This is a genomic window from Nocardioides sp. L-11A (genome assembly GCA_029961745.1).
Taxonomy (GTDB): domain Bacteria; phylum Actinomycetota; class Actinomycetes; order Propionibacteriales; family Nocardioidaceae; genus Nocardioides.
Genome location: CP124680.1, coordinates 4,192,866 through 4,206,609 on the forward strand (window position 1 = coordinate 4,192,866; position 13,744 = coordinate 4,206,609).

General features: G+C 71.6%; 11 protein-coding genes. 8 read left to right on the top strand and 3 right to left on the bottom strand.

Annotation, left to right across the window (positions count from 1 at the left end; translation table 11 throughout):
* Window positions 1–88: 88 nt before the first annotated feature.
* From QJ852_20215 to QJ852_20225, 3 genes are all read left to right on the top strand, one after another.
* Entirely contained in the window at window positions 89–1,159 is a 1,071-nt protein-coding gene (locus QJ852_20215; protein WGX95466.1) for a hypothetical protein, read from the top strand.
* A gap of 33 nt (window positions 1,160–1,192) precedes the next feature.
* A complete protein-coding gene (locus QJ852_20220) occupies window positions 1,193–2,686 on the top strand; it encodes a hypothetical protein (GenBank protein WGX95467.1) in 1,494 nt (497 codons plus the stop codon).
* A gap of 106 nt (window positions 2,687–2,792) precedes the next feature.
* Window positions 2,793–3,842, top strand: a complete 1,050-nt coding sequence (locus QJ852_20225; GenBank protein WGX95468.1) for a glycosyltransferase — start codon at window positions 2,793–2,795, stop codon at window positions 3,840–3,842.
* On the opposite strand, the gene QJ852_20230 is transcribed toward QJ852_20225, so the two are convergent.
* The gene (locus tag QJ852_20230; protein ID WGX95469.1) at window positions 3,812–4,420 is read right to left on the bottom strand and encodes a TetR/AcrR family transcriptional regulator; all 609 of its coding nucleotides are present in this window, start codon (window positions 4,418–4,420) and stop codon (window positions 3,812–3,814) included. The two genes, QJ852_20225 and QJ852_20230, sit on opposite strands and share 31 nt — an antisense overlap.
* Before the next feature lie 49 nt (window positions 4,421–4,469).
* On the opposite strand from QJ852_20230, the gene QJ852_20235 reads away from it, so the two are divergent.
* Entirely contained in the window at window positions 4,470–5,975 is a 1,506-nt protein-coding gene (locus tag QJ852_20235) for an AMP-binding protein (GenBank protein WGX95470.1), read from the top strand.
* A complete protein-coding gene (locus QJ852_20240) occupies window positions 5,972–6,739 on the top strand; it encodes a crotonase/enoyl-CoA hydratase family protein (protein ID WGX95471.1) in 768 nt (255 codons plus the stop codon). The genes QJ852_20235 and QJ852_20240 overlap by 4 nt, the downstream gene beginning before the upstream one ends.
* Before the next feature lie 55 nt (window positions 6,740–6,794).
* Here the strand turns inward: QJ852_20240 and QJ852_20245 are convergent, their stop codons facing one another.
* Both QJ852_20245 and QJ852_20250 read right to left on the bottom strand, forming a co-directional pair.
* Window positions 6,795–7,445 carry a DUF1345 domain-containing protein gene (locus tag QJ852_20245; GenBank protein WGX95472.1) on the bottom strand — a complete coding sequence of 217 codons (651 nt, stop codon included), beginning with the start codon at window positions 7,443–7,445 and terminating at the stop codon, window positions 6,795–6,797.
* Between the two features lie 34 nt (window positions 7,446–7,479).
* The gene (locus QJ852_20250) at window positions 7,480–9,771 is read right to left on the bottom strand and encodes an FdhF/YdeP family oxidoreductase (protein WGX95473.1); all 2,292 of its coding nucleotides are present in this window, start codon (window positions 9,769–9,771) and stop codon (window positions 7,480–7,482) included.
* A gap of 146 nt (window positions 9,772–9,917) precedes the next feature.
* Between QJ852_20250 and QJ852_20255 the strand changes: the two genes are divergently transcribed.
* The 3 genes from QJ852_20255 to QJ852_20265 are packed head-to-tail and all read left to right on the top strand — an operon-like array spanning window position 9,918 to window position 13,742.
* The gene (locus QJ852_20255) at window positions 9,918–10,886 is read left to right on the top strand and encodes a Dyp-type peroxidase (GenBank protein ID WGX95474.1); all 969 of its coding nucleotides are present in this window, start codon (window positions 9,918–9,920) and stop codon (window positions 10,884–10,886) included.
* Between the two features lie 49 nt (window positions 10,887–10,935).
* Window positions 10,936–11,700, top strand: coding sequence for a succinate dehydrogenase cytochrome b subunit (locus QJ852_20260; protein WGX95475.1), 765 nt, complete (start codon window positions 10,936–10,938; stop codon window positions 11,698–11,700).
* A gap of 11 nt (window positions 11,701–11,711) precedes the next feature.
* Window positions 11,712–13,742 carry a fumarate reductase/succinate dehydrogenase flavoprotein subunit gene (locus QJ852_20265; protein ID WGX95476.1) on the top strand — a complete coding sequence of 677 codons (2,031 nt, stop codon included), beginning with the start codon at window positions 11,712–11,714 and terminating at the stop codon, window positions 13,740–13,742.
* Window positions 13,743–13,744: the final 2 nt, after the last annotated feature.

Sequence of the window (13,744 nt, forward strand, 5' to 3'; positions counted from 1 at the left end):
CCTCCAGGTAACCGAAGTGCCGGAGGATGGCAGGTTTGACGGGCCCGCGGTCCGGCAACAAACGCAGGCAGGTCCGCATGGGGGTCGCATGGATCAGGAAGGTCGCTCGATGCTCGGGAGCAGGAGAACCGCGTGGGCGGTCGCCGTCGTCGCCGTGCTGGCGATCGCAGCCGGCGTCGCCCTCGTCGTCGTCCGGCTCGGTGGCGACTCCCTCGATCCCGGCTTCGTCGCCGAAGGCACGTCCGGCACGGCGCCGGAGCACGAGGTCGAGGTGCAGCTGCCGATCGGCACCGTCCGGCTCGGCTCCGGGGCACCCCTCGACGAGATCGCGGCCCGGCGCGTCGGCAGGGACGGCGACGGCTCCGTCCGGGCGGCCGGCGACGCGGCGATCGTCCCCGTCGTGTGGAGCTTCCGCCCCTCCCTCTCCTACGACGACCTGCTGGGCTACCCGGCGGTCTTCTCGCTCGCCCTGAGCGCCGGCGGTGAGCGCACCGAGCTCGGTGAGCAGGACGTCGACCTGCACGGTGCCGTCGACTCCGGCCGGCTCCCGGAGGGCTCGCTCATCGCCGTCGTCGCCGGCGACGGCGGGGACCTCGCGGTCGAGGTGACCTACGAGGACCAGACCCAGACCGCCGCCATGGCGACCGAGGACGTCGCCCCGGGCCGCGCGGCGGCCCTCTACCCCGACGGGCCGGTCTCCTACGGCCCCGGCGAGCGCTGCGACGCCCGGACGACCGACGGCGCCCGCTCCCTCGACGCCGGCCACGACTCGATCTACTGCCGGATCGAGCCGCTCACCCGCACGCCGTACCTCCCCGACCTCGGTTGGGCCGAGGAGGGGCGGGTCTGGAGCACCGTCGACGTCCTCGTCACGGCGCCGCGCCGGCTCCGGTGGCTCCCCACGGGGGGCCGCTACCGGGTCGAGCGGGAGCCCGTCACCGTCTCGCTCGACGGCGACGAGGCCGTCCGCACGCCCCGTGCGCCCGACCCGGCCGCGACCACCTGGCGCGGCACCTGGGTGTTCGACTCCCCCGCCGAGCCCCCGGACCTGAGCCTGCACGTCACCGCGCCGATGACCGCGGTGCGCTCCTCGACGGCGACGGACGGACCGGCCACGGTCCCCTTCGGCATCGACCAGACCTTCTCCCTCAAGCGCTGACACGCGCCCGACCCCGGATTGCGAGGCCTCGCCATGGCCGCGGACGAACCCGACTTCGCCAACTACGAGACGAGCGTGACCTACGTCGACTCGAGCCTCAAGGACACCCTGATCGAGGCGATGATCGACGCCTACATGCGCCGGGCCGTCCCGAACGTCGTCGACGGCTCGTGCAAGGAGGGGCGCTTCGAGATCATCACGCCGCGCCCCACCATCAACCACCAGGCCAAGCGCCTCTACGTGAGCTACCCGGGTGGACACTGGACCGAGGACGGCGGGCTGATCGGCGGCGACCCGGATCTCGGCTTCGACTACTTCGACGCGGTGGGCCAGGTCTACGAGCCGATCAAGCAGTCGGTGGACACCTACCTGACACCGATGATGGAGGCGCCCCGCCCCGACGACTTCGACGACCAGATCGCGGTCCTCCAGCACGTCATCCAGCATCTGTCGGTCACCGGCGAGGTGCGCACCACCGGCTCCGGCCCGGCCACGACGATCGAGGTCGGCGACGAGCTGGTCCCCCAGTACATCGCGGAGATCGGCAACGAGCTGAGCGACCTCAACGGCGTGGCCATGGTCCGGCTCCGCCAGGTGTACGGCGCCGACCGGATCTCGGACGTGATGACCGGTCAGCATGCGCTGGCCGTCGTCGCGGGCGTGCTCGTGGCCGGCGAGGCCCAGGTCTGGGCCCGCTTCCACCGCGACTTCCACAAGCTCATCGACGGCGCCGCGAAGGACTTCCACGCCTACTCCGAGGGCAACGAGGTCAGCGCGGGCGAGATCTTCGACGTGGTGAAGTCCGTCGCCGACGCCAGCGGCCTGCTGTCCATCCCGAAGGGGGTGGCCACCGTGATCGGCAAGGCCACCACGCTCGGCGGCATCGTCAAGGGCTTCCTCCCGCCGGAGCCACCGCCGCACGACTACTCGCTCGACGGGTCGTCGTACCAGGCGCTCAGCGACTCGTTCTGGCAGGCCGTCGTCGACCTGATCACCGATGTCGAGAGCACCGAGCTGGCGTTCGCCGACTGTGCCAGCAGCGCCGTCGAGACAGCCTCGCAACCGGCCGGGAAGAACCGCGTCATCACGACGTCCTTCGACCTGAAGAACCCCGAGGAATTCCTGACGGCGGGCGCCGACGGCATCTACAAGGACAGCAACGGCAACACCGTCGACATCGTGGTCACCGACGACGCGCTGCGCAAGATCTCCGGACGCTACGAGGCGATCGGCGACCACTGCCGCGGCCTCGCGACGAAGATCGCCGGGGCTCCCGAGCAGGGCGTCTGGTCGCGCGACATCACCGGCCCGCACGGCCTGAGCCACGGGCACTACGCGTCCTTCAGCGGTCTCGTCGACCTCGTCGCGACCCTGCTCACGAGCAATGCCGACGAGATGCACAGCGTCGGCGAGCGGTGCCTGCTCATCCTCTCCGACTTCAAGGCCACCGACGCGGCGATCGAGAAGGATCTGGACAAGGAGGCCAAGGCCGTCGTCGAGCTCGCCAAGGAGGACGCCGAGCCGTAGGCCGACCCCGCGGGACCGGCCGGCCGCGCCGTCCGCACGCGCAGCGTTCATCCCGCCGCCACCTGCCCGGCCAACGACCGCCACCTCGGCGATCCACCGTGGGGCCATGCGGATCGTCTTGGCCACCGAGTCGTTCTACCCGGCACCCGACTGCACCACCACGACCCTGAAGGCGACCGCCGACCGGCTGGTCGACCGGGGTCACACCGTACGCATCGTCGCGCCCGGCCCCGGCCTCGCCAGCTATCGCGGCTGCGACGTGATCCGGGTCCGCCCGCTGGAGCCGACCGGCGCGCAGGTCCGGGAGGCGATCGAGGGCTTCGCGCCCGACCTGGTCCAGGTCCACTCCCCCCGTGCGGTCGGCCGCAAGGCGCTCAAGCACGCCGGGCGCGCCGGCGTGCCGACCCTCGTCGTCGAGCAGTCGCCGGTCCTCGACCTCGCCGCGGACTACTGGCGGGCGAAGGTCGCCGAGCGCGCCGACCGGGTCCTGGTCACCTCGCCGTGGATGGTCGACCGGGCCGCCGAGCTCGGGGTCGACGCGGGATGCTGGGAGCCGGGCGTCGATCCGCTCGCCTTCACCCCGACCCTGCGCGACCCCTGGCTGCACCGGTCCTGGTCGCGGGCGAGGTCCGGCGACCACCGGGTCGTGGTCGGCTACGTCGGCGGCCTGCACAAGAGCGCCGGCGTCCGCCGACTGGCGGCCCTCGCCGCGCTCCCCGGCATCCGCGTGGTGGTGATCGGCGCCGGCCCCGAGCGCGAGTGGCTGACGCGGCGCCTGCCGCACGCCCGGTTCACCGGGCCCCTCGGCATCGGTGACCTCACCATCGCGATGCCGACCCTGGACCTGCTGGTGCACCCCGGCGAGCACGAGACCGACTGCCACACCCTGCGCGCGGCGGGCGCGGCCGGCGTCCCCGTCGTCGCGCCGCGGTGCGGCGGCGCTCGGGACGTCGTCGGCCACCTCGAGACCGGCGTCCTGTACGACGCCGCGGACTCCCGCGACCTGGCCCGGGCCGTGGCATCGGTGGCTGCCGACCCGCACCGCCAGCTGCTGGGTGCCGCGGGACGGGAGCGGGCGCTGCGGCGTACCTGGGTGGACGCGGTGGACGAGCTGGTCGCGGCCGCCTACCCGGCACCGGCGCCGGTGGTCGCCTGACCGAACGCCTCCACCCACGACCGGAGCACCGCCTGCTCCAGCGCCGGCCGGTCGCGCAGCACTCCGCCGATCGCCAGCCCGCGCAGCAGCGAGAGCAGTCCGTCGACGAACACCTCGAGCCGCTCGTCGTCGAGCTCACCGACGACCGGGACCAGCTGCTCGCGCAGCTGACGGCCGAGCAGCCGCGCACCGGGGCGCAGCGCCGCGCGCAGCTCGGGGTCGGTCCGCGCGGCCACCCACAGCTCGAGCCCGGCGACATAGGTCGGCCGGCGGGTCACCTCGTGCAGCACCGCGACCAGCCGGTCCGGGCCGGCGTCCCCCGCCGCCTCCTGGATCTCGGCGCCCTGCGCGGCGGCGACGTAGTCGACGGCCGCGACGGCCAGCTCGCGCATCGACGAGAAGTGGTGGGTGAGCGCACCGCGGGTGACCTCGGCCTGGGTCTGGACGCGCTGCATGGTCAGCCCGGCATAGCCGTGCCGAACCATCACCTCGACCGCGGCCGCCAGGATCTGCTCCCGGGTCCGCACGGCCCGCGATTGACGTCGTACCGGTTCCACGGGCAGAATCCTCGCAGGCATGAAACCGACTATATGGTCTGTTTCTCGGTTCGACCCCAGAGGAGCTCTCATGGCCTTGGCCGCCAGCCTGGTCCGACGCGGCGCCGCCGCCTTCCCCGACCGCACCGCCGTCCACTTCGGGGCGGAGTCGCTGACCTTCGCCGAGGTCGACCAGCGGGCCAACCTGATCGCCCACCGGCTCGCCGCCCACGGCATCGGCAAGGGCACCCATGTGGCGCTGCTGGTCAACAACGGTCTCGACTCGGTGCCGATGGAGTTCGCCGCCATCAAGGCCGGGATCGTGCGGGTCCCGCTCAACGCGCGCCTCTCCCTCGACGAGCACGCCGACATGCTGACCGGGTCGCACACCGATGTCGTGATCGCCGACGCCGCGCTGGCCGGCCGCGCCGCCGAGCTCGCGGAGCGGATCCCCGGGCTGCGTGCCCTCGCATTGGACGAGCTGCTCGTCGCGGCCGACGGACCGGTCGGCGAGCCCGACGTCGCCCTCGCCGCCGACGACCCGACCCTGCTGCTCTACACGTCCGGCACCACCGGCAGGCTCAAGGCCGTCGTGCACACCCAGGGCAACTACGGCGCCATCTGCACCAACATCCTCGCCAACCTGCTCGACCCCCAGCCCGACTCGGTGATGCTGCACGCGGCCTCCCTCATCCACGCGAGCGGCACCTTCGTGCTGCCGTACTGGGTGCGCGGCGGCGCCTCCGCCATCCTTCCGGGCTTCGAGCCGGCGGCGTTCGTCGAGGCGATCGCGACCTACCGCGCCACGGAGATCAACCTGGTCCCGACCATGTTCGCGATGCTCCACGGCTCCGGCGCCCTCGACGGCGCCGACCTGTCGTCGCTGCGGAAGGTGATCTACGGCGCGAGCCCGATGCCGCAGCCCGTGCTGCGGCGCTCGATCGAGGCGTTCGGGCCGATCCTGAGCCAGTACTACGGTCAGACCGAGGCGCCGCTGTGCATCGCGGTACTCGACGAGCACGCCCACGCCGACGAGACGCTGTGGGGCGCCTGCGGGCTCCCCGCCTCGGACGTCGACCTGCGACTGCTCGACGAGGACGGCCACGACGTCGCCCCAGGCGAGATCGGCGAGATCGCGCTCCGGGCACCGTTCCGGATGCAGGGCTACTACGAGGCCGACGAGCTCAACGCACAGACGACGACGGGCGACGGCTGGCTGCGCACCCGCGACCTGGCCCGCTTCGACGCCCGCGGCTATCTGCACCTGGTCGACCGCACCAGCGACATGATCATCACCGGCGGCTACAACGTGTATCCGCGCGAGGTCGAGGACGCCCTCGCCTCGCATCCCGCCGTCGCCGAGTGCGCCGTGGTCGGAGCGCCCGACGACAAGTGGGTCGAGGCGGTCACCGCCTTCGTCGCGCTGCGCCCCGGCGCGAGTGCCACCGAGGAGGAGCTGATCGACCATGTCCGCGGTCAGATCGCCGCGCACAAGGCGCCCAAGTCGGTCCGCTTCGTCGACGCCGTCCCGAAGTCCGCGGTCGGGAAGATCCTGCGCCGCGCCCTGCGCGAGCCGCTGTGGGAGGGCACCCGATGAACGACATCCGGATCGAGACCGACGGCGACGTCACCACCATCGTGCTGGCCCGGCCCGAGCGGCACAACGCCGTGGACGGGCCGATGGCGGCCGAGCTGGCCGCCGCGTTCCGGGAGTTCGAGGCGTCCGACGCCAAGGTCGCCGTCCTGGCCGGCGACGGACCGTCCTTCTGCGCCGGTGCCGACCTCAAGTCCGTCGGCACCGAGCGATCCAACCGGGTCTCGCCCGAGGGCGACGGTCCGATGGGACCGACCCGGATGGACCTCGACAAGCCGGTCATCGCCGCGCTCCACGGACACGCCGTGGCGGGCGGCCTGGAGCTCGCGGTCTGGTGCGACCTGCGCGTGGCCGACGAGACCACCACGCTCGGCGTGTTCTGCCGCCGCTGGGGGGTGCCGCTCATCGACGGCGGCACCATCCGGCTCCCGCGGCTGATCGGGCACGGCCGGGCCATGGACCTGATCCTCACCGGACGGCCCGTCGACGCCCGCGAGGCGCTCGACCTCGGCCTGGTCAACCGGGTCGTCCCCGCCGGGACCGCGCGCGAGGCGGCGGTGGCGCTCGCCCACGAGATCGCGCGGATGCCGCAGACCTGCCTGCGCGGCGACCGCCGCTCGGCGCGCGCCCAGTGGTCGGACACCGAGGAGTCGGCCCTGCGCCACGAGCTCGCCATCGGCCTGGCGTCGCTCGCCGCGGACGGCGTCGCCGGAGCGGGGCGGTTCGCGTCCGGCAGGGGGCGTGGCGGATCGTTCGACGACATCTGAGACCGACGGCCCGGCGTACCTCACGTCCGTGGTCAGAACACCTGGACCGCGCTACCTAGGTGGCGACGATGCCGACGACGAGGTTGATCGTGGTCGCGATGATCGCCGCGCCGAAGAAGTAGGCGATCAGGCAGTGGCGCAGCACGACGGCCCGGATCGCCGAGCTCCGCACCGCGGTGTCGGAGACCTGGTAGGTCATGCCGAGGTTGTAGCTGAAGTAGAGGAAGTCGCGGAACGCCGGCTCCTCGGCGGAGTTGAAGTCGATGCCACCATGCTCTCCTCCGTAGTACAGGTGCGCGTAGCGGGTGGCGTACATGAAGTGCAGGGACGCCCACGCCGTCACCACCCCGGCCAGCGCCAGCGCGGCGGCCGTGTCGCGGGCGCTGCCGGCGTCGGCCAGTAGCAGCATGACGACGCCGAAGAGCCCGGCCAGCGCCGCGCCCGCGACCACCACCTCCGCGACCCGGGGCCGCAGGTCCTCGTGGGTGACATTGGCCCGGGTGGTCGCCGCGTCCATCGGCCACAGCACCACCCAGCCGAACCCGACGTACACCGCGCCGGCGGCCGCGATGCCGGCCAGTACACCCAACTGGAGGGACGCCAGCGCGCCGAGCAGGCCCACGAGGACTCCCGCGGCCAGCGCGCCGAGCAGGCGCGGCAACGCGGTCGTGACCAGCCGCGGCCGCCGCGCCGGGTCGTGGTGCACGCCGTCCATCCGCCCGGTCCCGCTCCCCCGGCCCTCAGCCGGCGGGCACCGGCTCCAGACGGACGATGACCCCCTTCGAGGTCGGGGTGTTGCTGATCTCGGCGACGCTGTCGAGGGGCACCAGGACGTTGGTCTCCGGGTAGTACGCCGCGGCCGAGCCGCGGGCCGCCGGATAGGCGACCGCCCGGAAGCCCTCCGCGCGCCGCTCCGTGCCGTCGGTCCAGATGCTCACGATGTCGACCAGGTCGCGGTCGGCGATGCCGAGCTCGGCGAGGTCGTCGGGGTTGACCATGACGATGCGACGGGCGTCGTGGATGCCGCGGTAGCGGTCGTTCATGGCGTAGGGGATGGTGTTCCACTGGTCGTGCGAGCGCAGGCTCTGCAGCACCAGGTGGCCCTTCGGCGCCGTGATCATGTCGAGCTCGTTGCAGGTGAAGACGGCCTTGCCGCTCGGCGTCGGGAAGCGGCCCTCGTTGACCGGGTTGGGCAGCCGGAAGCCGCCGGGGACGGCGACCCGCGCGTTGAAGTCGGCGAACCCGGGCACCACCCGGGCGATCCGGTCGCGAACCAGGGCGTAGTCGGCCTCGAAGTCCTCCCACGGGACGGCGCCGCCCTCCCCCAGGGTGCGACGGGCCAGCCGGCCGATGATCGCGACCTCACTCAGCAGGTGCGGCGAGGCGGGCTCGAGCCGGCCGCGGGACTGGTGCACCTCGCTCATCGAGTCCTCGACGGTCACGAACTGCTCGCCGGTCGCCTGGACGTCGCGGTCGCTGCGCCCGAGCGTCGGCAGGATGAGCGCCGTGTCGCCGCACACCGTGTGCGAGCGGTTGAGCTTGGTCGAGATCTGCACGGTCAGCCGGCAGCTGCGCAGTGCGGCCTCGGTGACGTCGCTGTCGGACATCGCGCGCACGAAGTTGCCGGCGACGCCGACGAAGACGCTGGCCCTGCCGTCGCGCATCGCCCGGACGCCGGCGACCGAGTCGTAGCCGTGCGCGCGCGGCGGAGTGAAGTCGAACTCCGCGGCCAGGGCGTCGAGGAAGGAGTCGGGCACCCGCTCCCAGATGCCCATGGTGCGATCGCCCTGGACGTTGCTGTGGCCACGGACCGGGCACACGCCCGCGCCGGGGCGGCCGAGGTTGCCGCGCAGCATCAGGAAGCTGACGATCTCGCGGATCGTCGGCACGCCGTGGCGGTGCTGGGTCAGGCCCATCGCCCAGCACACGATGACCTTGCGGGCGCCGAGGACCTCGCGGTGGACGGCCTCGATCTCCTCGCGGGTCAACCCGGTCGCCTCCAGCACGTGCTCCCACGTGACGGTGCGGGTGTGCGCCGCGAAGTCGTCGTAGCCGATGGTGTGGGCGGCGATGAACTCGTGGTCGAGCACGGTGCCCGGCGCGACGTCCTCGGCCTCGAGGAGCAGTCGGTTGAGCATCTGGAAGAGCGCGAGGTCGCCGCCCGGCCGGATCTTGAGGAACAGGTCGGCGATCTCGGTGCCGCGACCGACGACGCCGCGTGGCTTCTGCGGGTTCTTGAAGCGGATCAGCCCGGCCTCGGGCAGCGGATTGACCGCGATCACCCGGCCGCCGTTGCGCTTGGTCTCCTCGAGCGCCGAGAGCATCCGGGGATGGTTGGTGCCGGGGTTCTGGCCCACGACGAACACCAGGTCGGACTCGTGGATGTCGTCGAGCGAGACGCTGCCCTTGCCGATGCCGAGCGTCTCCCCCAAGCCGGAACCGCTCGACTCGTGACACATGTTCGAGCAGTCGGGCAGGTTGTTGGTGCCGTACGCACGGGCGAAGAGCTGGAGCAGGAAGGCGGCCTCGTTGTTGAGCCGCCCCGAGGTGTAGAACATCGCCTCGTCGGGCGAGCCCAGACCGTTGAGCTCGTCGGCGACGAGGCCGAACGCCTCGTCCCAGCCGATCGGCTCGTAGTGGGTCGCGCCCGGCCGCTTGACCATCGGCTCGGTCAGCCGGCCCTGGTGGTTGAGCCACATGTCGGACGCGGCGCCGAGCTCGGCCACCGAGTGCTCGGCGAAGAACTCCCGGGTCACCCGCCGGGTGGTCGCCTCGTCGCTGACGTGCTTGGCGCCGTTCTCGCAGTACTCGTTCTTGTGCCGGTGCTGCGGGTCGGGCCAGGCACAGCCCGGGCAGTCGATGCCCTCGGCCTGGTTGAGGCTGAGCAGGGAGAGCAGGGTGCGCTTCGGCCCGGCCTGGGCCAGCGCGTACTCCATCGCGTGCGCGACCGCGGGTACGCCGGCGGCGTACGTCTTCGGCGGCGTCACGTCGAGATCGTCCTGGGGGTCCACGTCCGGCCGCTTCCTGCTCACCCCTGCAGAATCCCGTGCCCCCGCGGCGGCGTCAAACGGCGGCCGTCGGTCGGGGCGGTCCGGCACGGGTCCGATCCCCTCAGGGCTGGTGGCGGCCGCGGCGATGCATGAGGATCGAGGCCCGCCCACGCCGTACCGGAGGACCGATGCCCGATCCGACGCCGATCCCCGTCCCCCAGGCCGTGCTCGCCCCCCTCACCGAGGCGGCCATCTTCTTGACCTACACGCTCCACGCCAGCACGGCCGGCCGGCACGCCGATGTCGCGACCACGGTCCGCGCGCTGCTCGCCGACGTGAGCGGGCTGCGCCGCTCGGTCGGGTTCCGGATCCCCGAGGGCGAGCTGACCTGCGTCGTCGGCATCGGCGCCCACGCCTGGGATCGGCTCTTCACCGCGCCCCGGCCTGCGGGGCTGCACCCCTTCCGCGAGGTCACCGGCGACCGGCACCGCGCCCCGGCCACCCCCGGCGATCTCTTCGTCCACCTGCGGGCGCACCGGATGGACCTGTGCTTCGAGCTCGCCCAGCACCTCACCGAGCGGCTCGCCGGCGTGGCCCGCGTCGTCGACGAGGTGCACGGGTTCCGCTCGTTCGACCAGCGCGACATGCTCGGCTTCGTCGACGGCACCGAGAACCCCGAGGGCGCCGAGAAGGCGGCGGCCGTGCTCATCGGCGACGAGGACGCGGCGTACGCCGGCGGGAGCTATGTCGTCACCCAGAAGTACCTCCATGACCTGGCCGGCTGGAACGCCCTGCCCGTCGAGGAGCAGGAACGGGCGATCGGCCGGACCAAGCTCGCCGACGTCGAGCTCGCCGACGAGGTGAAGCCCGCGAACTCCCACGTGGCGCTCAACACCCTGGTCGACGCGAACGGCGACGAGCTGGCCATCCTGCGCGACAACATGCCCTTCGGCCGGGTCGGCGCGGCGGAGTACGGCACCTTCTTCATCGGCTACGCCCGCGATCCCGGCGTGGTCGAGCAGATGCTGGAGAACATGTTCGTCGGCCGGCCGCCCGGCAATCACGACCGGGTCCTCGACTTCTCCACCGCGACCACCGGCAGCCTCTACTTCGTCCCGACCACCGACTTCCTCGACGGCGCCGCCGACGACGCCTGAGCGACCTCCCGGAATACCGGGTAAGGGTCGCCTTACGTGCGTATCTCACATGATCCCGGTCACCTACTGCCCGGTAGCGGGAGTAGCGTGGCCCCCCGTGGCAACGACGACGCGTCCCCAACTGGTGAAGGGCAGCCGTGCAGCGCGCACGACCATCGCCCTGAAAATGCTCATGGCCGTGAGCGGCCTGCTGTTCATCGCCTTCGTCCTGGGGCACATGTACGGCAACCTCAAGGCCTTCGCCGGCGAGTCGGCGTTCAACGAGTACGCGCACCACCTGCGCGAGCTCGGCGAGCCGATGCTCCCGCACGAGGGCTTCCTGTGGATCATGCGCGTGGGCCTGATCGTCGCCGTCGTCGTCCACATCGCGTGCGCCGCCGTCCTCGCGGCCCGGGCGAGCAAGGCCCGGCCGGTGAAGTACGTCGCCAAGAAGAACAACGGCTCGTCGCTCTCCTCGCGCACCATGCGCTGGGGCGGCGTCACGCTGCTGGTCTTCATCGTGTGGCACCTGCTCAACTTCACGATCGTCAAGGTCAACCCCAGCAACGGCGAGACCGGCGGCGAGAACCCCTACGCCCTCCTCGTCGACACGTTCGACACCTGGTGGATGACGCTCGTCTACCTGCTCGCGATGATCGCGCTCGGCCTCCACCTGCACCACGGCACGTTCAGCTCGCTGCAGACGCTCGGCCTCACCAACTCGGCGGTGTCCCGCGCCCGGGCCCGGGCGACCGGCTGGATCGTCGCGATCGTGATCGCCGGCGGCTTCTCGCTGGTCCCGCTGTCCGTCCTCGTCGGCATCATCGAGAAGTAAGGACCTCTCCCATGGGCACCCACCAACACATTGGCCTCACGCCGCTCAACGAGCCCTCCGTTCAGAAGTCCGACGACGCGCACGGCTACTACACGCTCGGCGAGAACGTCGTCGACCCGGTCGCCCCCGTGGGCCCGATCGCCGAGCGCTGGACCACCCGCAAGTTCGAGAACCGCCTGGTCAACCCGGCCAACCGCCGCAAGCTCGACGTGATCATCGTCGGCACCGGCCTGGCCGGCGGCGCCGCCGCCGCGACGCTCGGCGAGGCCGGCTACAACGTGAAGTCCTTCTGTTACCAGGACTCCCCGCGCCGGGCGCACTCGATCGCCGCCCAGGGCGGCATCAACGCGGCCAAGAACTACAAGGAGGACGGCGACTCGACGTTCCGCCTCTTCTACGACACGGTCAAGGGCGGCGACTACCGCTCGCGCGAGTCGAACGTCTACCGCCTCGCCGAGGTCTCCGCCAACATCATCGACCAGTGCGTCGCCCAGGGCGTCCCGTTCGCCCGTGAGTACGGCGGTCTCCTCGACAACCGCTCCTTCGGCGGCGTCCAGGTCTCGCGGACCTTCTACGCCCGCGGCCAGACGGGTCAGCAGCTGCTCATCGGCGCCTACCAGGCCATGGAGCGCCAGGTCGCCGCCGGCACCGTCGAGCAGTTCACCCGCCACGAGATGCTCGAGCTGGTCATCGTCGACGGGAAGGCCCGCGGCATCATCGCCCGCGACATGGTCACCGGCGAGATCGAGACCCACCTCGCCGACGTCGTGGTGCTCGCGACCGGCGGCTACGGCAACGTCTTCTTCCTCTCCACCAACGCGATGGGCTCCAACGTCACCGCCGCGTGGCGCGCGCACCGCAAGGGCGCCTACATGGCCAACCCCTGCTACACGCAGATCCACCCGACCTGCATCCCGGTCTCCGGCGACCACCAGTCGAAGCTGACCCTGATGTCGGAGTCGCTGCGCAACGACGGCCGGATCTGGGTGCCGAAGAAGAAGGAGGACTGCGACAAGGACCCGCGGGACATCCCCGAGGAGGACCGCGACTACTACCTGGAGCGGATCTACCCGTCCTTCGGCAACCTGGTCCCCCGCGACATCGCCTCCCGGGCCGCCAAGTACATGTGCGACGAGGGCCGCGGCGTCGGCCCGATGGTCGGCGACTTCCGCCGCGGCGTGTACCTCGACTTCAGCGACGCGATCAAGCGCCTCGGCGAGGACGCGGTCCGCGAGAAGTACGACAACCTCTTCGACATGTACGAGCGGATCACGGGCGAGAACCCGTACCAGGTCCCCATGCGGATCTACCCCGCCGTGCACTACGTGATGGGCGGCCTGTGGGTGGACTACCACCTGCAGTCGAACATCCCCGGCCTGTTCGTCTCCGGCGAGGCCAACTTCTCCGACCACGGCGCCAACCGGCTCGGGGCCTCCGCCCTGATGCAGGGCCTGGCCGACGGCTACTTCGTCCTCCCGAACACCATCCGCGACTACCTCGCCGACGGCCCGTTCGAGAAGATCGACGAGTCGCACCCGGCCGTCGTCGAGGCGAAGAAGGACGTCGAGGACCGGATCGCGAGGTTCCTCTCCATCAACGGCACCCGCTCGGCCGACAGCTACCACAAGGAGCTCGGCAACATCATGTGGGAGTACTGCGGGATGGAGCGGACCGAGGAGGGCCTGCGCAAGGCCATCGACCTCATCCGCGAGCTCAAGGCCGACTTCTGGAGCAACCTGAAGGTCCTCGGCTCGGCCGACACCCTCAACCAGAGCCTGGAGAAGGCCGGGCGCGTGGCCGACTTCATCGAGCTCGGCGAGCTCATGTGCATCGACGCCCTCAACCGGCGCGAGTCCTGCGGCGGCCACTTCCGGGGCGAGTCGCAGACCGAGGACGGCGAGGCGCTGCGTCACGACGACGAGTTCGCCTACGTGGCGGCCTGGGAGTGGGGCGGTGACTCGCTCGAGGGCGGCCAGCCGGTCCTGCACAAGGAAGACCTGATCTACACCGCCATCGAGATGAAGCAGCGGAGCTACAAGTGAGC